Raw genomic sequence first — 19,436 nt, 5'->3', positions numbered from 1 at the left:
ATCTCTTTCATTCTAATTCTTGGTGTAATTGAGGTTGGGGCTGTAGGTGTGCCAGGTGGATCTGCTTTGGCTGCAATCGGAATATTACAGTCCACCCTTGGATTCGGTGATGAAGCGATTGGCCTAATGTTAGCGCTGTTCATGATTCAAGATAGCTTCGGGACAGCTACAAATATTACAGGTGACGGCTCAATCCTTATGATCATCAACCGATTTTTCGGAAAGGAAAAAAACGGAAGTCAGGAATCTACAAGTTCAACTGACATCGAGAGTGAAACCGTATGATCGTTGAGGAAATTGATCTTCGAAGTGATACCGTTACCCTACCGAAACCCCAAATGATGGAGGCAATCGCAAACGCTACACTTGGGGACGACATTATGGGGAAGATATTACGGTAAATGAATTAGAAAGAAAAGCCGCCGACCTATTAGGCATGGAGGACGCAATGCTCGTCCTATCCGGCACCATGGCAAATCAGATTGCGATAATGGGATTTTCAACAAGGGGGCAGGAAATTATCCTTGGAAGCGAATCTCATATCTACAATTTAGAAGGAGCCGCAATATCAGCGTTATCACAAGTGCAAGCAAGGCCTATTCATGTAGAGAATGGATATTTCGATCCCGAGCTTGTAGAGTCCTCTATTTTTAGGGGCGATATCCAAAGGGCTAAAACAGCATTAATTTCTTTGGAAAATACGTACAACTTAAACCTTGGACAAATTGTTACCCTTGAAAACATGAAAGAGATTCAAGAAGTCGCGAAGCAATACGGGTTACCTGTGTATCTTGACGGAGCGAGAATTTTTAACGCTTCAGTAGAGTTAGGAGTACAACCGTCAGTGTTATGCAAGTATGTAGATGCCGCTCAATTTTGCCTCACAAAAGGATTAGGTTGTCCATTAGGATCCATTCTTGTAGGGACAAAAGAATTTATCGAAAAGGCAAAAATAAACCGCCAAAGACTTGGCGGCGGCATGAGACAAGCCGGAATAATCGCAGCTCCCGGGATTTACGCTTTGGAAAATATGATTGATCGATTAAAAGAGGACAACGATAAGGCAAAACAATTGGCGGAGAAGCTATCTTCCATAGAGGGGCTCTTCATTAATTTGAATGATGTACAAACGAATATTATCTCGGTTACTATACTTCAAAGTGAAATGGATGCCGATAAACTAATTAATGATCTTAAAGAAAAAAGGATAAAAGTGAAAAAGATAGGGTCGAAAAAGATTCGGATAATTGTCCATTATTTGATTTCAGATGATCAGATAGATTATGTCGTTAGTACTTTTAGGGAACTACTTGAGGGAAAAAGATAAGGAAAGATGCCACATAATTATATATTGTGTTGTGCACGGTGGTGGAACATAAAATTGATGGGAACCTGGTATTTAAATTGAAAATAGTACCAGGTTCTTAAACAATTCGAAATTCAATAAGAACCTGGTACCAAAAATTATGTAGTTAGTACTTTTAGGGAACTAATGGAGCGTGAGGGTAAAGAAAGGTGCCGCACAATTATATAATTCTATGTGTTGTGCACGGTTATGGAATTATTTTAAAATTGCTGGGATTCTGGTATTGAAATGGTGAATGGTGCCGGGTTCTGGAATAATTCGAAAACATGGGACTCAAATGATTTATAATCTTTTCACTTCTCTTAAGGGTTTATTTTAGGTATAATAGGAATATAATAAAAGAGAGAAGTGCAAGCAACTTCTCCCGCAACCATAACCGTCAGGATGTTGGTTGTCAAATTAAGTTATTTTCTTCGAAAACCACCCTTTGGCTTGCTACGGCGTAGGGTGGTTTTCTTGTGTTCTGAAAACGTGTATGCGAAAGAAATATGCGCTTATAGCACGCACCACTCCCTTCAGGACTTCTCGTAGAAATTCAAGAAATGTTTCCATGATTATCACCTCCTTTCCGAAAAGGAAAGAAGAGAGACAACCAACCACCCTAACAATATCCGGTTGCACACAATCATTCTACCATAGTAAGATTAATAAGAACATTAAGTTACTAACGAAATGAAAATTAGGGAACCAGATTCTAAAACAATTTGAAATTCAATGAGAACCTGGTACCCGGAAATGATTGTATTAAATCAAGTTATTATTTTTAATCTTTATCAAAAAGGGGTAAAAGAAATGTCTATGATTATGCAAAAGTATATTGATTTATCTCCTACTGCTGATTTCCTTACAGATAAGGTGATATTGTCTCAGGCTTGGAAAAAATCAAATTCTTATATTCGGAGAGCAAATTGGTATGCCGATATTCTAGAGCTTGATAAAACAACCATTCAGATTGAACGTTTGCTAGGCGAGTGGGGATCTTCTTTAAATGATGACTTTACGACACATCCTTTAAAATGTATACCTGCACCCAAAAACCAAGAATGGCATTTTGTCAAAATGCCTTCAGACAGCCAGGAATTGTGGAAGATAAAAGATAAGGATTCAAAAAAGGATGAATCAGACTATTTAAGACCTTTAGCCCATGTTTCTATACGAGACCAAACTCTTTCCACTGCAGTGATGATGACCATGGCGAATTTAATAGAAACTGCTCAAGGGTTTTCGGAAGAGCAAGACTTTTTAAAGGCACAGAAGAAGAATGTATATAGCTACGGAAACCGTTTACACTGCAATTGGACCACCGATCAAGAAGAAAAGGATATAGCAATATTTTCATGGGGAAACTCTAAAACATACAGACAATACTTCGAAGACTATAAATTGTTCCTAAAAAGGCCAAGGCAAATATGTGAATTCTATTCTTCTTTAGGTACTTCCGATGAAGAGTTGTACATAATAACTTTTGATATTAAATCGTTCTTCACTGTTATTGATACTGACGCATTAGTAAACATATTACATAAGATAGCAGAAGAAGCCAACATGCAATTTGATAAAGATTTAGTTAGTAAGATATTTACTTGGAAATGGGAGAACACTAATGGAACAGTAACAGAACAATCTTTGGGTTTACCACAAGGTCTAGTAGCGAGTGGCTTTCTTTCCAATGCCTACTTATTGAATTTTGATATTTCAATGGGGAAATGATTAATAATGATGAACTAAATGCAAATTTAAAAATACGAGATTACTGTCGATATGTTGATGATTTGTCATTTGTAGTTGAGTCTTCCGAGGAAGCAGATTATCTTAAGAAGCTATTGAGAGAAATAATTTCCGATAAATTGTTGGCTCACGTTAAGAATATTGGAACAACAAAGGAATTAGAGCTAAATGATAAAGTTACAATCACGAATTACGCTCAAGCATCGACATTATCTAGTCTATCAATTATTATGGAAGATACTCAAAGAGCTATCAGTGTTACACCGACGGTTGAATCGCTAAAAAGTGCATTTGATAGTTTACAAAGCCTATTGGAGCTCTCATTGCAATTAACCCCCAATTCTGAAGTGCATAATGAACTTGAATTGTCATTTATTTCAAAGCCGAAGCTTGATGTGAGAGATGATACTATGCAACGCTTCGTTGCAACTCGCATGGATAAAGTGCTGAGAATGCAACAATCGATGGTCACTGAATTGAAACCAGCTCAACAGGACCATGAATTCGAGGCTACTGCACGCAGATTGATTGCATGCTGGGCAAAAAACCCTTCATTACACAATCTACTTAAGATTGCTTTGGATCTGTATCCTGACCCTAAGTTGCTTGTACCTGTCCTGGACGCTATACGCTTGAAATTGAATAACAAAAAGGAATCCCCGACAGTGAAAATTACGTAGCAAAGTATATAGCAGCAGATTTATTATTCGCTGCTGCTAGGTACTTAGGAAAAAATAGCCGTAGCTATTATCCGCTCAAGGCGGATGTTAACGACTTCCAAGAAGAGTTGGCAGTCTTTGCTAAAGAGGTCTTAGATAATCATGAAGATTGCTGGTACATGGCACAATCAGCAGTTATCTATTTGATTTCAGTTGGTCATAATGATATCAATTTGAAAAACGAAGATAAAATGATTGAATATAAATGTCTAATTGATTGTGCGAATTACAGAATCCCTAGTACCAATACAACTAGTATACACGATCAGCTTTCAATGGCTTTAATTATTCAGCACATTAAGTCCTCGCCTAAGAGGTTTAACTCATGGTTTGTCAAATGGATAAACAACATTGAAGAAGAGTTTCATGAAGAGATATACAATTTATTATTAATAACGGATGCAAATATGTTGCACAATTTATATACCTCAATCCAATCTAAGAGATTGCTTATTAAAATTGATAATATCATGTCGAAAAGCGCTACTACGTTCTTAAAGAATCTTTCAAAGAAAGAAATTAATCTGGTACGAAATAAACCCATCAGCCTGCTAAGAGTAATTATGTCTGACAATAATCCTTTTGAACAAGAGAATGCTCTTCTATTATTAATAAAGGAACTCTTGCAACCTAAAAATATTAAAGCTATACAAGATGGAGCAGGCGTTATTGATTTCAATATAAGTTGCACAGATTGGAGGAATATTAATCTTGAAAGCAATATAAAGATTGAACTTGGTAATGACAAGTTCACAATAGAAAAAAGCATCCCTGAGTGGGTGCCTAAAGAAAGAATGTGGATTTATTCACTTGGGAAAATACTTAGATCTTGTTTAACAGGTGAGTATGATTATACAACAACCCAATTTCTAATTCAGGAAGAGCAAGACAGCTATCGTGGTATTCGTTCAACAAGCTATACTAGAAGGTTCGGCATTAATAATATGCCAAAAGGTTTATTCGATGATCACTTTCCTGTCACTCCATGGTTATCAGAGTTGCTCTTAAAATTACTTCAGTGGCCGGGTATCGAACTAATAGATAGGTCTATTTCGCAAGCGTCCATAGAAACTGCTGCAAGTCTCAATAAGCTGATTAATAAACGAATTAAATTTCAAAGAGAGATTTTCGGTAAGTTATCAAATACACCTAGTTACGTTATCCCAGTTAATAGTGATCCTGATAAAGCGGGTGATTCCCTTAAAATAGCAATCGCACAAACGCTATTTCCTAAAATAACGGATATAAATACTAAAGATCCGGAAAATTGGTCGAAAAATGATCGAAAAACACACCGAAGACACTTAGCTGCTATGTGTAATTTAATTCGCGCTCAAGCATCAACAACCAATCTAACCGATAATGAAATCACAAAAAATAAAATTGATTTAATTATCTTCCCTGAGCTATCTATACATTTGGATGATCTTGATTTGTTGGAGAGTTTATCACAAGAAACAGGGGCTTGTATCTTTGCAGGTCTAACTTTCATAAGTGATAAAAAGTCGGGTGAACTGAGAAATCAAGCTCTATGGCTTTTGCGGGATGATAGAAAAAGCGGAAGACAATTTAATTATATTTATCAAGGAAAAGCAAACGTGACTGAGGCAGAATCTCAGATGAATATAAAGGGACACCGCCCCTACCAGATACTTATTGAAATGACAGACGGTAATAATAATAAAATACGAATTTCTGGGGCAATATGTTATGATGCAACAGATTTGGCATTAGTCTCTGATTTACGAGATATATCCGATATCTTTGTAGTATCTGCTTTGAATAAGGATATTCAAACTTTTGACAATATGGTTGCTGCATTGCAATATCACATGTATCAACCTGTAATCTTAGCTAATTCAGGTGAGTTTGGTGGCTCAACAGCACAAGCCCCATATACGAAACATAATAACATCATCGCCCACTTGCATGGAAATCAACAAGTTGGTATCAGTATTTTTGATTTAGATGCTAGTTCTTTTAAAACAATAAAAAGTAGGAAGTTAAGTATGGAAGTAAAAACACATCCGGCAGGCTATAAGGGAAGGCTATGGGACATGACTTAGGGTATTTTTATTATCATAAAAAGCAGCAGCCATCACTTTAGATGGCTGCTGCTTTTTATCTTTACTTCCTCACCCAACCCCCAAAGCCTTAAACACCGCATCAATCGGATCGGCATAAAACACCGGCTGCACTTTGACCAATAAATCAGGTGGAACTGTCTGCAAGTCCATTACAGATGAAGCAGGAATCAAAACTTTCTTCGCCCCTGCATCGACACATACTTGCAATACGTTCGCAAACTCTTCTACTTTTGCAATCGTACCGCCGACGGTCATATTGCCAATCACAACGGTGCTTTCTTGAACAGGCTTATCCAATGCCCCCGAACATAGCCCGATTAGTTCAGCAATCGCCAGTTCGTCCGTCAGTCCAATACCTTGAAGGTCACTGATATGCATGAGGTAATCTTTAGTTTTCGTACTAATTGCATTGCTGATACTTTTGCTGTTCGCTGTGAAGTAACGGAATGCCGTATCCAGGCTTTCCCTTGCCTCACGGGAGGAACTGACCCCAGACTTATCGAACTTCCCTGTTCCACTCACAACCTGGTTTTCAAGCTTGTACACGCCAATCATGCCTGAGTTGCCATGTCCGACCACATAGACATGTCCTGGCTTGCCCATGCCTTCTGGGATAAGTTTTCCGCCCCCTTGTTCTGGGACAGACATATTCTTCTTGTAATGATTCCTTATCAATATAAGAGAACATGACATCGTAAAACTCCATACCACCTATCTTCTTAAGCTGTTCTTTGACACGACGGCGACCTTCCATTGCGTACTGGATGATTTCTTCGATGTCTTCTTTCGTGTATTCTCCGTTTGGATAAATGAGCTTTACCATACCCGATACCGTCTTGCGAACAGCTACTGTATCCCGTTGATTCAAGTTGTTGCCAAGCTTGAAATACTTATCAATGGAATCCGCAAAGGACCGTTTCCTCATCTCCCTGAAATATTCAGCGATATAATCGACGATGAATCCGTACTTGTCCGTAAAGAAGTCGGGTCTCATTTTCGGAATTTCCCAACCTGGCATATAGTAATGCATCCGATCGAAGAACGCCGTATCATTTGCCATTTCCTCTGGGAACGGGGCAAATAGATGGGATGTTTTTAGCAATACATCCACGCTTTGGTTAATGTTTCCGACAAACACCATGGATGCAGAAGCATTTTTCTCTTCTTTTCCCCTCGCAAATGAACCTGATGCCATATAGTCCTTCATAATTTGGATGCCATCTTTATCTTTAAAGCGGATACCCGCTACTTCATCAAAGGCGACGCAATCCCACATACCGACAAGTCCAATCTTTCGTGTAGACATGTTGTAGAAAAGATTAGCAACGGTAGACTGACCACCTGACACTAAAATAGAGTTCGGCGAAATCTCTTTGTACACATGCGATTTCCCTGTCCCACGAGGTCCAAGTTCACACATGTTATAGTTATTTTCGACAAGCGGAACAAGTCGTAGCAAAAGATGCCACTTCACCCGTTCCTCCAATTGCGTCGGTTCCATCCCGGTCGAACGGATTAACACATCAATCCACTCATCCTTCGTAAACTGTCTTCTACCTTCAAACACCTCATTGATATCCATATTGGGCATTTGAATCGGCTGCAGGCTACCTACACTAAATGGATTCATTACCCGCACTTCTTCATCATAAAAGTAATCAATCTTTACCATGCACCAAATGCCGCCAACTAAAAGCTTGTCGTACTCTTTTACAAAATTTGAAGCGATTGGAACACCTTTTAGTCCAAGATTCGAAAACTCTGCTTCATACGTATCTATTTTCGGATTCAAAGCGACTGTAACTTTGTCTATTATGGTGTACTGGCCCAACTCACGAATTCGCGACTTAATTTTTTCCGCCTCATCTGGCCGGACAAAGTTATCTGAAAGGATTTTCTTAACACGCTCAACACCTTCTTGGATACTATCTTCATCATCCGTAGCTGCATACATGCCAAGCAAATATTCAAGGACGTAGACAGGGACGTTCGCCCCTTCTTTAATCAGCTTTGTCAAGTCTTTACGGACGACACGACCTGCAAATGCTTCATTCAACTTTTTATCGAGATCCAACGTCAGAGTCCCCTCTAATCGTTCTTCCATGCTTACACCCCCTCACTCAAAAATCAAAATCACTTACAATTCCTAAGTTGATGGAAAACGGAACTTTTTCCGTAATAACACCTGTTTCTGTATCTTTTACAATTAAGTAATAGGTTTTGTTACGATCGTATGAAATATTTTTCAATACAAATTGAATTCTAAATGTCCGTTCGGCTGGATTATCAAATGAACGATCCCCAATAATTCTTTCTTCATTTGACAGCACATTTCCTTTGTCGTCTGCCATACAAATTACAACTGTACGAGGAATCCTCTTATCTTCCACTTTTTCCGTTTGGAAGAAATCTAAGTTGAAAATGCTATTCGTAATTTTGCGTGTCGTGCTTGTAAGCTTAACATCAACCTTTTGAATAGCTTGCGAACCTTTTTGTCCCGCCCGCTTATTTTTGAATGAAACTAACGGAACAACAACTTCCTGCAAGCTTGCCCCACCATGCACAAAGTTCACGCCAGTGCCTTGTATTCGATTACGAATCGTTCCATTCGGTACATACGCCGTTAAGCCATGTTCGTTTTTCACAACGGAAGATAAGTTAATCGCCAGTTGTCCTGAAACATCACGTTTTTCTTGTGACAACACATAACGACGTTTCACTTCAACCGCATCCACTATTTCATTGCCAATCTTATCGCTCTCTTCCAGTGCATCTCGCTGATAAAGGAAACCATGATCGGCAGTAATATAAATGTTCGTTCCACTCAAATCATCCCGAATGATTTTCACCAAATCGTACAATTGATTTAAAGCTGTTTCCACCGCATTAAACGTGTACATTTCTGTTGAAGCCTTGTCGCCCATCGCATCAATCGTGTCATGATAAATATAAACAAGCTTCTTCCCTTTAAACGTCTCACGTCTGCCTGCCTTATTCATTGCAAGCACGTCTTGGAAATGAACAGCGATGCTTTCGTCTACAAATGACTCAATGATTTTCTTACGATTTTCAAGCCCTGCTGAATCTTTTCCATCAACAAGCACCCGACCATTTGCATCAAAATCTAAACTACGGTGTGGAAGCAATGAGGCCATTCCAAGCTTAGTGACTGATGGCACAACCCCAAGAATCGTCTGCATGTCACAGACACCCATCGTTTCAGAGTTCAACCGCTCTGCAAGTTCAACTCCCACTTCATATCTCATCGCATCCGATATGATTACAAAGACACGATCGCCATTTCGAATATGCGGTGCGACGATGGATGAATAAAATGCTTGTTGATTTTGTACACCAGGAAGCGACCATTCCTCGGTCATTTCTGCTTTCACCGCTTGCGACCAGTGCGAACTCAACTCTCCCATAAACCAATTCGTATACAGATATTCCACAAGCTCTTTCAACTTCTTCAATAATTCGTGGTTGCTTTCCTCATCGTACGCAATGTAAAACTTGCGGTAGTATGTATCCATGACGTGATATTCCTTACGATACTCTTCGTACAGGTCGAATGCCCGCACTTGTGGAATGCCTTGCTGATGTTCTTTATGGAATTCATGCATCATAACCGTATAATAGAGGGCTTCGTATACGGATGCATATTGATTGTAGTAATGTTTCGCCCGTCTTAACTTAATAAGTTTTGTATATTCCTCATAATCTTCCAGCTTCTCCATCAAGCTATTGGCAATGTGAATGATGATCGCTTTGTCGATATATGGGAATGTATCAGCCTGCTTGAATTCATCAATAGGGACAGATTGCAATATACTTGGAAGTTGGATTTCTCGTTCAACCATTTCTGCGTTTTCATCAAAAATCGTGTAATCCGTTTTGTGGTGCATCCAATGGTCAATGAACACCAATGCATTCGCTTTATTCCGCTTGGCAATAAAATCTTGCACAGACGTTAAATACTCTTCACCCACAGAATGATTGAACGCCGTCACAGTTAAATGAAAGAACAGCGTCTTCAACGTCTTCGTTTCACGCTCATACCCATAATGATTCGCCACATACGTCCAAAATACGTCAATATCAAAGAATCGCTCCATAAGCGACAAATACTTGTTGTCGTTATCATCCAGCGTATCCATTAGCACTGTTTTTAACACTGCTTCAAAATCAGTTGTATTCACGTTGCAAAGAACACTCATGATTGCCAATTCAATCGTTTCCTCTGTATAAGATTCGATGCCAAATGCCTTAAATTTTCGGAACCGCTCTTTATTATTAAAGAATCGTTCATGCTCTTTAACAGTCGCCCTAAGTGATGGGTCAATGTGAAGCTCACTCAAAAGAAGTGACACTCGATCCGCAAAAAACGTCTTTGAATACAACACCGTATCCGCCAGCCAGTTATCCTCTACACCTAACTCCACATTCGTATAGATTAAATAAGAAGAAGTCGGATCTTCTTCCTCTAATAAATGCTTCATGTAGAATTGGTTATTATCAGATAATGTTTCGACATTAACTCCAGCAATCGCCAATTGCTCGATTTCTTCAATAAATTCTTCGTCCTTGTCCACCCAGAAGACGATTTTTCGCTGTTCTCCGTCTTTTAGCGGTTCATTGAAAATGTCTTTTAGTGCGGATTCAATTTGTCCCATGTTCATTACAATCACCTACTCTCTACAGCTATAATAAAACTAAGATTCACCAGTGAATGAAGATATATCTTTGAGGCTAATTAGTATTTCGTCAATTACAACTTATTTAAGTTTCATAGTATCCACTTAGACTTCTTCAACTTCGTATATCTGTACTATTTTTCTTATAACTTCTTTTAAATCTTCTATTACTTCTTGCGATTTGAATATTATTTCTTCTCTTAGCTCATACTTTCTTATCTTTTGTGTGTCTGCATTAAATATTTTAAAAAAGTCATAATTAAGAGCCATGTACTCAGCAGGCGACATACCTAATTCTTTTTTTAGTGGAGGTAATTGATTACTTACACCATTAATAGTTGCATGTAAAACAGAATTGTATACATGTACTAATTCTCCATATATCGGAACAAAAATATTATTATTTTCATCCACACAAACTTCACTATCATACAATTCTTCATTATTAAGGAGATTAATAATAGATTTTTTGAAATCAGTTCTTCGAATTAATTCAACTGGTAAAGCTAAATGCTCAACCTCCCATTCATTCCCATCCCTGTCCTTATTATTACTGATTCCATCAATTATACTTCCAAATATTTCTCTATATCCACTTTCAAATATCCCTACAATTTTATTTTGAGCAACAGATACTAAGTTGATTTTATTAAATTGTTGTATTAGTGAATATAATTGATTACACTTTTCTTGTAACTCCGTTGACAATCCGTACTTATATTCATTTGTAACAACTTCCTTCAAAATAGAAGCTTCTTCATTTTTAAAAACATTTAATTCAAAATTACTTATTGGATTCAGTTCATCCAGTAATGGCTGGTATATCATGTTTTTCCTTTCGATTGCTAATACTGATTTCTTTTTTCCACGAAAGTATCCAAAAAGTCCGCCACCTACTGCTCCAATTATAAGCACTGCACTACCAGACAAAACATCTGTAAGAACTGTTTCCCATTCGATTATTCCCATTAATTATTCACCCAATTTCAGTAGCTCTTACATCAAAATAAGTAACGATTACCCGATTGTCACTCTAAATATGAATGAAAGAGAAGCAAGTCCATGAACAGAAACCGCTTCTCATTCTAAGGTTATATCTTCGCCACTAACCCCTTAAACTTCTCATAATTCACTTTCACACCGTCATCCAAGTCAATCTCAATTTGCATATCCGCCATATGATGCAACAACTCATCATACGCTTTCAACTCATCAATTTTCTTATCGAGCGATTTCAATTCTTTTTTTGCATTACTGATTTCCTTAGTTGTGGAATCCCCTTCAATAATTTCAAGTAAGTCCTTCTTCTCCGCATCCAAGCGAATCTGAACTTCATGCAAATAATCAGTCCGAATACGGGAAAGCGTCGTTTTATCGTAACGGTGCATATAAATAAGACAATTAAATGCCTTTTCCTTTCCTGACGTGAACAGCCAGTAAATTGGTCGCTTCTTATATACTTGCACATGATCTTTATAGAATTCATTCAAGAAATAACGACGCAATGCTTCCCTTGCTGTTTCATTCTTTCTACGCCCAATTGCATTCGCTACAAAATCAAGATTTTCTTCAAGTGTTTCTTCACCAAACGTCACCCGAACGAAATCTACGAATCTCGTTACGATGTCATCTTCGAAATAAGCACCTTGTAAGATTGGAAGGATGTTGTCTTCGTCTGCTGGGAATGTTTTATAACGGGAGGCATTGAATTCCCCGCCAGCGTAAGTGAGACCTTCTTCATCAAGTGAATATCTACCATACGAGCAACCAATAGCATAGGAGATGAAACTTTTTATATCCTTTTCCATATCAGCCTTTCGAATCGTTACATATTTATCGTCAACTTCGGAAGCCAATTCATGCTGTAAGCCATAAATTTCTATAAAAACTTGATTTAACTTTTCTTCATTTTGCTTAAGTTCTATAAACTGATTATCAGTTTGACTTTTCCAATTTTCAAATGCGTTTTCAATTGTAAATATTTTTTCATTATTCTTTAACAAAGCATGCTGTTCAAAATCCCATGATGTTTCGTAATTATCCCAATCTCCCTTGCTAATTTGATGGTTACTAGTTGCCAATAAATCAACTATTTCATTTTGTTGAGGATTTGCTTTTATTACTGGGAACTTCGCAATTTCTCCTGATTGGAAATTTAATGTAGGATTAATTTCGGCTAAAATATATTTAAATACCGATGAATTTAATAATGCTAAAAAGTAATTTCTTTGATTTTCTTCAGTAAATAAACAACAACCACCATTATCAAATATAAATCCATCTTCGAATTTTCTTATACTAAAATTCGAAGATGTAACTGTAGACCACGTTAAGCCTGGTTTCATAAAATAATCATAATTTGCAATTACAGCAGTTGGAATTTTCCTTATTTCTTCCGCATCATTTTTCCAATCAATTATATACTCGTTATTACCGTACCATTTTCTATATTGTCCCCCTTTATTATAAGGGAACCACCTTTTACTTATTGTTTCCTCTCGAACGATTTTCTTTTTATTAATATTTAGCTTATCAAATTCAACTTCATACCATAATCTTAAAAAAAGATTATTATTTGACGTGGAATTACCTTTTCTTGGTGCCGCAATTTCACCAAGTTTAATGTTAGATTCAAAAACTTCCCTAATCTTATCGCTAAGCCAATATGCAATGGGACTCCCTGGAATTTTATTAAAATCTACTACTTTCGAACTTTTATACCTTTCATTTATTACTGGAAATGTTAGGGGTACCCCCTCCTCATTAATTTCATTAAATCTTATACACATATTCTGATTTCTGTAATTTTTAACATGGTGATTATTAATAACTACAGCAGAAGTTCCAAAATTTATTCCTAAACTGGTTCTTCCTCTGCCCTGGTACGGCATGTGAATTAATCGGGAAATAGTTTTTTCTTCTATTATTTTTCTCTCAACTTCTCGTAACTTGATAGAAACATCCAACTTTCCATAGTAATCATGGAAATATATCCGTACTCTGTAGCAAGTTTGTAAGATCTTTCAATAAAAGCCGCAAATAGGTCTGCTTTTGATTCTTTATAATACTTATCGAGGTATTGCGTAAGCTTTGCATTCATGCCACTTCTCCCCATGTAGGGTGGATTAGTACACACAACATCATAATTTCGGCTTAATAATAGTGATTGCTTAAGTAGTAGTGGTAGTTTTTCTTCTACTATTTGTTTGTCAACCATCTCAACGAGATCAGCCTGTTCCCCTTTATAATCTATAAATCGCTGTTCAATAAATCCATACTCTACTAGTCCCACACTTAATAATGAGCCATACTCTTTTGCGTCTAAAAATGTGTTTTGAATAGTTTGAAGTGCATCTTTAATTTCATTGTTATTACCAGATATATTCTTAATCATCTCGTCTGTTAGCCAATTGCTTTCTTGCACTGCACAAATATTTGGTTGAATTGCTTGTCTAAAAATCCTTCGAGATTTCTCTCTTGCTTTCATCATGACTGCAAATGATGATAATTGAACTGCACGATCATCAACATCCAATCCGAAGAGATTTTTTTCTAAAATTAGTTGAGGGATTTCATTTTCCATATAACCTTTTTCAAGATACATGTCGTAGAAAACATCAAACGCATATACAAGAATATGCCCACTTCCACAACAAGGATCAAGGAACGTAATTTCTTCGGGATTTACATTTTTATATCTTATTTCATCGAGTTGCTTGATAACCTCTTCTTCTTGCCCCGCTTCATCTAAATAATATTTCCATTCAGATTTCAATTGACTTTCAGGATAACTATCAAGCCAAATGCGTCCCAATGAGTTTTCTACCATGTATCGAACAATCCAATTCGGTGTAAAAAGCTGTGTGGCCGCAGGTAGTGTATCTTTCGTAATTTTGATATTCTTTTTCAGATTAGCAAATACTTCATCTTTTTCTTCCGAAATATAATATTGATAAAGCCACCCGATAATCTCAACCTTTTCCCAATTACTCTCTGGAATAACTTCCATATCCGTCATTTTACGAACGAAAGAATCCGTTCCAAGCAATCCTTCTGGAAAGAGGATTTCCGTATAATCCTCAATTGTCTCGAACATGAATGGCATGTAGCGGTTTAAATCGTTACAATGCATTTTGATCAGATATTTGAAAAGCTCGTCTGTCTCATTATTCATTTTCAAGTCGTAAACTTTTTCTTTATCTAAGTCAAGATCCAGTGATAATGCTTCTTTCATCATATCTGGCTCGGCACTGCCTGAATTTGAAGAAAGGACACGCACTTTTGTAGGAAGATAGTCGTTTACTTCCATGTATCTTAATGCGATGAAACGGTTGAACCAAGTGTATGCCGTTTCTTCCATAACACGGGCAAAGCCAATTTCATTGATTCGAGCAATGAGTTTGTTTCGTTGCCTTCTTTCTGTATCAGAAAGCTGTTTGCCGCCTATAAAGACGGCATCTGAGCTTTCGACATTTGCTTTTTGAATGGATTCGGCTGTAATGCCAAGTTTTCTTGCTTGTAGCTCTACTTTTTCCAGCAACTCTACTCGTGCCTCAGTTGCGAATTTTTTCAGGGCTGTTTTGTTCAAATTAGTCACTCCTTTGAATAGGGTGCCAGGCACGGCCACAATTCGCGGTAGGACGCGAATGGATGTCCATGTCTGGCACCCGTTGGTATGTTACTCGATAAACTCGATTTGTTTATTCGATTTGATGATTTGTTTTAATTTATGGGATAACGTATTAATGTATTTATCAACATCGTCTTCTGATGTTAAAGTTGTAACAGGGACAAGATTAGTGACTTTTACACTTTGTTTCTGAACTACAGGTTCTTTTACTGGTGGATCTACGACTTTTCCACCTTTCTGTTCGTTGTGTTCTTCAGCTTTTTTCCGTTTCCATTCAGCAATTTCACGGCGAATTTCCGTAGTTGTTCTTTCTTTGTAACTATTACTTTGTGAGATGGTTGCATCTACTTTGAATATATCTGTAAACGAATCGAGACTGTTTTTTAGTCCGTCATAATAGTAATCGACTCGCTGCTTTGTTTGATTGAATACTCCGTATTGTTTCGCCAGGATTGACAACTCATCATAATCCATTTTTAACTTTTGTTGAGCATTGTCTTTTTTCTCGACAAGGATAACCTTGATTTCTTTTTCTAATGTATGAACCAATTCTGGGATATCTTTGATTTTCCGATAGGGAATAGGATCTTGGATAATAGAAAGAAGTTTGCCCATAGCATCCATCACTTCTTGATGAGAGAGATATGCTTTGTTCTCCTCATATTTAGTGATTCCAGCCAAACCTTGATCAAAAATGTCTTTCTGATTCGTGCCAAAGAAGCTTTTCACATAAACGATGTCTTCTTCCCAATCTGCCAGATCATCTTCCAGTTCGTTTAACTTTTTAAAGAAAGAAGCATTATCGAGTTTGCTGTCAAATTGCTCGAAGTATTCAAGGCCTTTGTCAAGCAAGCTCATCCCTGGATATTTTCTGCCTTCATAACGGGCTTTGTAGCCTCTGATTTCAGCAATTTGTTTGTCTATCAATCCAAGGATATCTTTGACAAGGCCATCCTCATCATCCGCTAAATCCGTCGTGTTAAAGATTTCCCTACACACACGTTTCGCAGTACTTATAAGCCCTTCATCAACTTTCACACGTTTAACGATAATTCCTTTATCTGCTTCAGATACTTTCTCGAATACCGTCATTAACTTGTTCGTATCTGTATCCGGCTCCAAATACTCAGCGTTATAACGAATACGGATACGTTGCTCCATCAATAGCTCTGCAATCAGTCCTGCAATGTCAAGCTGCTTCCAACCGAAAGGCTTGTCCTGAAAACGATCGTAGACAACTTTTACTCGATTTTGTTTTTGGATTTGATTTTGCATCTCAATGAATTCATAAATTTCCCGTTTTGCCAATTCATTTGGGTTTTTACCGATTTGTTCATCAAATGATATTTGCCCTTCATTTGAAAGCAATATGGATTTCAAGTCTTGTGCGCTAACCAAATGTTCTTTAACATAGCCTAACTTCGTATAAACATTGTCAACCAATTGTTTGAAAGCAGAATTGATTTTCTCCTTTACAGAAGAACCTTTGATATCCATTTTGTCGCCGTTGACGAAGAATGTTCCGTCTTTGATGGCATCATCTAACAGTTCCCGTACTCTGCGTCTACGCTCACGCACTTCTGCTTGCTTGTTGTTCAAGATGTTTTGTATGTTTTCAGGAAGCTGAGTGATGTTCTTCTTCCTGCGATACTCTTCGATTCGTAACGCTTCTTCCATTTCCTCGACATATGCCTCATTGCCACCAAGCTTGATGATCATTTCACCACTGCCAGAAGTCATCATCATCATTTCCTGATCCGACTTGTGATAATGGTCTGATAGTGGAGACAGAATTTGCAACCCGATGCTTGATGTTTGGTTTCCGTAGGTTTTCTCATCCATAATCTGATTGTAGGAGAATGCATATTCCTTGGAATAATTGAATCGTTTATCATCATATAAGTCTTGGAAAATATAGTTTGCCAATTCCCGCTTGACGATATCTTCATCAATGTTCATCTGTTTGATTTCACGGTTAATATCCTGCTCATCATCCGTTAAGAACAAGTAATAATCACCGTTCTTTTGAATCAATGTTTGCGCAATCAATTTACGAAGGGAACCTTTGATTTTTTCTTTTAGCTGTAGCTTGTCTTCATCAATATTCGTCACCATAAGTGTGGCAATATTGTCGATGTTTGCTGGCAGTTCTTTAATGTATTTGATCATGAATAATACTTTTAGTAAGTCCATGTTGAATGGATCATCTTTTAATGCTGGGTTTTCATTTGCCCCTTCAATGACCCGTGATATAGATGGGTTAAGGAATTCCTTAATCGTATCGTAAAACGCATGGAAAGGAATGAGCATGCCTTCTTCATCATCTTTAAAGCGAAGCCCTGCTTCCTTAAACGCTGAGAGCATCGAACGTTCCCCTTCTGATAAGTGCTTCCCTGATGAACCATGCTTCCTTACTTGTTCAAACACGTTTTGTAGTAGTTTGAATTGGTACGGGACAAATGGATAGACATCCGCAAATTCCTGTTCGTTGTCAAAACCTCTAAGATCCGCCGTACTTTCTCGGAAGCTAATCAAGTTTTTCAAGATGGCACTTTTTTCAGGGTAGAGAACTTTTAGCTTATCATTGACATGCGAGTGTTTTTCCAAAATACGTTTCTTAATAACCTCATCCACTGAAATAGATGACAGGGATAGTCTTGTATCGAAACGCCCTTGAATACGAGAGAAGTCATCGCCCTTCACTTTGACAATCGAGTCAATGCTTTCCTGCGATGTCACCATAATCCATACTTTACCGTGAGCATGCGTCCCTAAATCCTCTGCAAGCGTCTGCAAGTTGAGCATTAGGTTACGGCTGTCTCCGATATATTGGCCAATTTCATCAACAAGGAAAACTAAATGGAAGTTCGGGCCTTTTTCGTCAATGTATTCTTTCACGTCTTTTGAGAATTTCTCGATACTAATTTCGAAGTTATTAACCCCGTTTTCGAACCAATTGCGTGCCGATTCCTCTGACATGTCGGTCACTTTTGTCAATGCTCCGATAACGAAGTCTGCGTCGAAATAGAAGCTGTTGCGACGTTCTTCCCAAGGTTCGCCCGCTAACGCCTGAAACTCATGTTTAAACGCTCCGTAGACACCTTGCTTGTCCAAATACTTCTCCATCTCTGCAACGCCTGGAATGTCCCCGTAATAGCCTCTATGTTCGTAAAACACCTTCATAAAGACACGCAAAATCGCATCTTCTTTTGATTTGTTATCAAGCGAGCTTTTCGAATCGATGTTGAAAAGAATTGTTTCTGTAGCCACGTCAGCCGTTCGCTTCATATTAGCGTAAACAAGTGGATCTTTGACTTTTTCTTCAAAGAAATCGACTGGCTTCTTTCCTTTTACTGCTTTGTTTTCTAACAAGTAAGCAAGAATTTTCAGGAAATGAGATTTACCAGATCCAAAGAAACCCGAAATCCACACTCCCATTTTGTCCGTCTTGCCATCAATTCCTCTTTGGTAATTGTCGTAGAACTTGGAGAGATGCTTATGTAATTCTTGGGTGACTACATATTCGTCCAATTCCTGATAAATATCAGCTTCGTTTGTTTGGGCGACTTTAATTACCCCACGGATGTCACGTTCAATGTCCTTTAAATACATGTCTTTTAGTATCATCTGTAATCCCCCTTTTTCTACTCAACCAAGCGAAATGCTCTATAGTAATTATCATCTTTAAACTTGCTGAACAATTGTAGTGATTGACCATCGTATTGCCCTGGAAAGAACATGATGACTGGTGTTTTATCTAACACTTCTTGCAAGTTGTTCAAGATATTATGTGATCTTACAAACGGATAAACTTTTCCAACACCTGTAAGGAATACTACATTGTGATCACCCATTTGTTCCTTAATTTTCTGTAGGAATACTTCAGGTTTTGCAAAAGTCGTCATCGCCTTGAAAAGGGCATCTTTCCCTTGTCGCTCTTCCATCTGAAAAATTCGGTCAAAAATTGTTTTTCTTTGGTTATCTCAATTAATAACTTATAAAGGTCAAACTCAATGATTTTCCTGTCCGTCCCTTCATAAGTGAAGTATTTCTTAATATGTTCTACATAATCTCGAACTATGAGCTCTGCTTGAGGCTCATAGTCAAATACATAAAAACTAATTTCATTGCCAAGTCCACGTCCGTCTATGAACTTGTCCTCTTTAATTTTTGGTATGATTTTATCCAAACGTCCGTAAATATTACTCATTT

Annotated in this window: 9 protein-coding genes and 3 pseudogenes; 5 read left to right on the top strand and 7 right to left on the bottom strand. The window is 37.7% G+C overall.

Annotated elements, in window-relative coordinates:
- Window positions 1-48: 48 nt before the first annotated feature.
- From QNH10_RS08895 to QNH10_RS08870, 5 genes and pseudogenes are all read left to right on the top strand, one after another.
- Complete coding sequence (locus QNH10_RS08895; protein ID WP_283734308.1) at window positions 49-285, top strand: cation:dicarboxylate symporter family transporter; 237 nt, start codon at window positions 49-51, stop codon at window positions 283-285.
- Window positions 282-1,327: pseudogene (locus tag QNH10_RS08885) on the top strand (threonine aldolase family protein). Before QNH10_RS08895 ends, QNH10_RS08885 begins: the two are co-directional and overlap by 4 nt.
- Before the next feature lie 831 nt (window positions 1,328-2,158).
- Window positions 2,159-3,076, top strand: coding sequence for an RNA-dependent RNA polymerase family protein (locus QNH10_RS08880; protein ID WP_283734306.1), 918 nt, complete (start codon window positions 2,159-2,161; stop codon window positions 3,074-3,076).
- Window positions 3,073-3,774, top strand: coding sequence for an RNA-dependent RNA polymerase family protein (locus QNH10_RS08875; RefSeq protein WP_283734305.1), 702 nt, complete (start codon window positions 3,073-3,075; stop codon window positions 3,772-3,774). The genes QNH10_RS08880 and QNH10_RS08875 overlap by 4 nt, the downstream gene beginning before the upstream one ends.
- 158 nt (window positions 3,775-3,932) lie before the next feature.
- Window positions 3,933-5,879, top strand: a complete 1,947-nt coding sequence (locus QNH10_RS08870; RefSeq protein WP_283734304.1) for a hypothetical protein — start codon at window positions 3,933-3,935, stop codon at window positions 5,877-5,879.
- Window positions 5,880-5,948: 69 nt separating this feature from the next.
- Here the strand turns inward: QNH10_RS08870 and brxL are convergent.
- From brxL to QNH10_RS08835, 7 genes and pseudogenes are all read right to left on the bottom strand, one after another.
- Window positions 5,949-8,004 (bottom strand): annotated as a pseudogene (gene brxL / locus QNH10_RS08865) (protease Lon-related BREX system protein BrxL).
- Between the two features lie 16 nt (window positions 8,005-8,020).
- Window positions 8,021-10,579: a BREX-1 system phosphatase PglZ type A gene (gene pglZ / locus QNH10_RS08860; protein ID WP_283734303.1), complete on the bottom strand. Its 2,559-nt coding sequence runs from the start codon at window positions 10,577-10,579 to the stop codon at window positions 8,021-8,023.
- A 120-nt stretch (window positions 10,580-10,699) separates the two neighbouring features.
- Window positions 10,700-11,563, bottom strand: a complete 864-nt coding sequence (locus QNH10_RS08855) for a hypothetical protein (RefSeq protein WP_283734302.1) — start codon at window positions 11,561-11,563, stop codon at window positions 10,700-10,702.
- Window positions 11,564-11,685: 122 nt separating this feature from the next.
- A pseudogene (gene pglX / locus QNH10_RS08850) lies at window positions 11,686-15,191 on the bottom strand (BREX-1 system adenine-specific DNA-methyltransferase PglX).
- Between the two features lie 81 nt (window positions 15,192-15,272).
- Window positions 15,273-18,851, bottom strand: a complete 3,579-nt coding sequence (gene brxC / locus QNH10_RS08845) for a BREX system P-loop protein BrxC (RefSeq protein WP_283734301.1) — start codon at window positions 18,849-18,851, stop codon at window positions 15,273-15,275.
- Window positions 18,852-18,868: 17 nt separating this feature from the next.
- Entirely contained in the window at window positions 18,869-19,168 is a 300-nt protein-coding gene (locus QNH10_RS08840; protein ID WP_283734300.1) for a DUF1788 domain-containing protein, read from the bottom strand.
- A complete protein-coding gene (locus QNH10_RS08835) occupies window positions 19,126-19,434 on the bottom strand; it encodes a hypothetical protein (RefSeq protein WP_283734299.1) in 309 nt (102 codons plus the stop codon). Before QNH10_RS08835 ends, QNH10_RS08840 begins: the two co-directional genes overlap by 43 nt.
- Between the last annotated feature and the right edge of the window lie 2 nt (window positions 19,435-19,436).

The sequence above is a fragment of the Sporosarcina thermotolerans genome, assembly GCF_030067815.1.
Taxonomy (GTDB): Bacteria; Bacillota; Bacilli; order Bacillales_A; family Planococcaceae; genus Sporosarcina; species Sporosarcina thermotolerans.
This window is presented reverse-complemented; position numbering and strand designations above follow the sequence as displayed.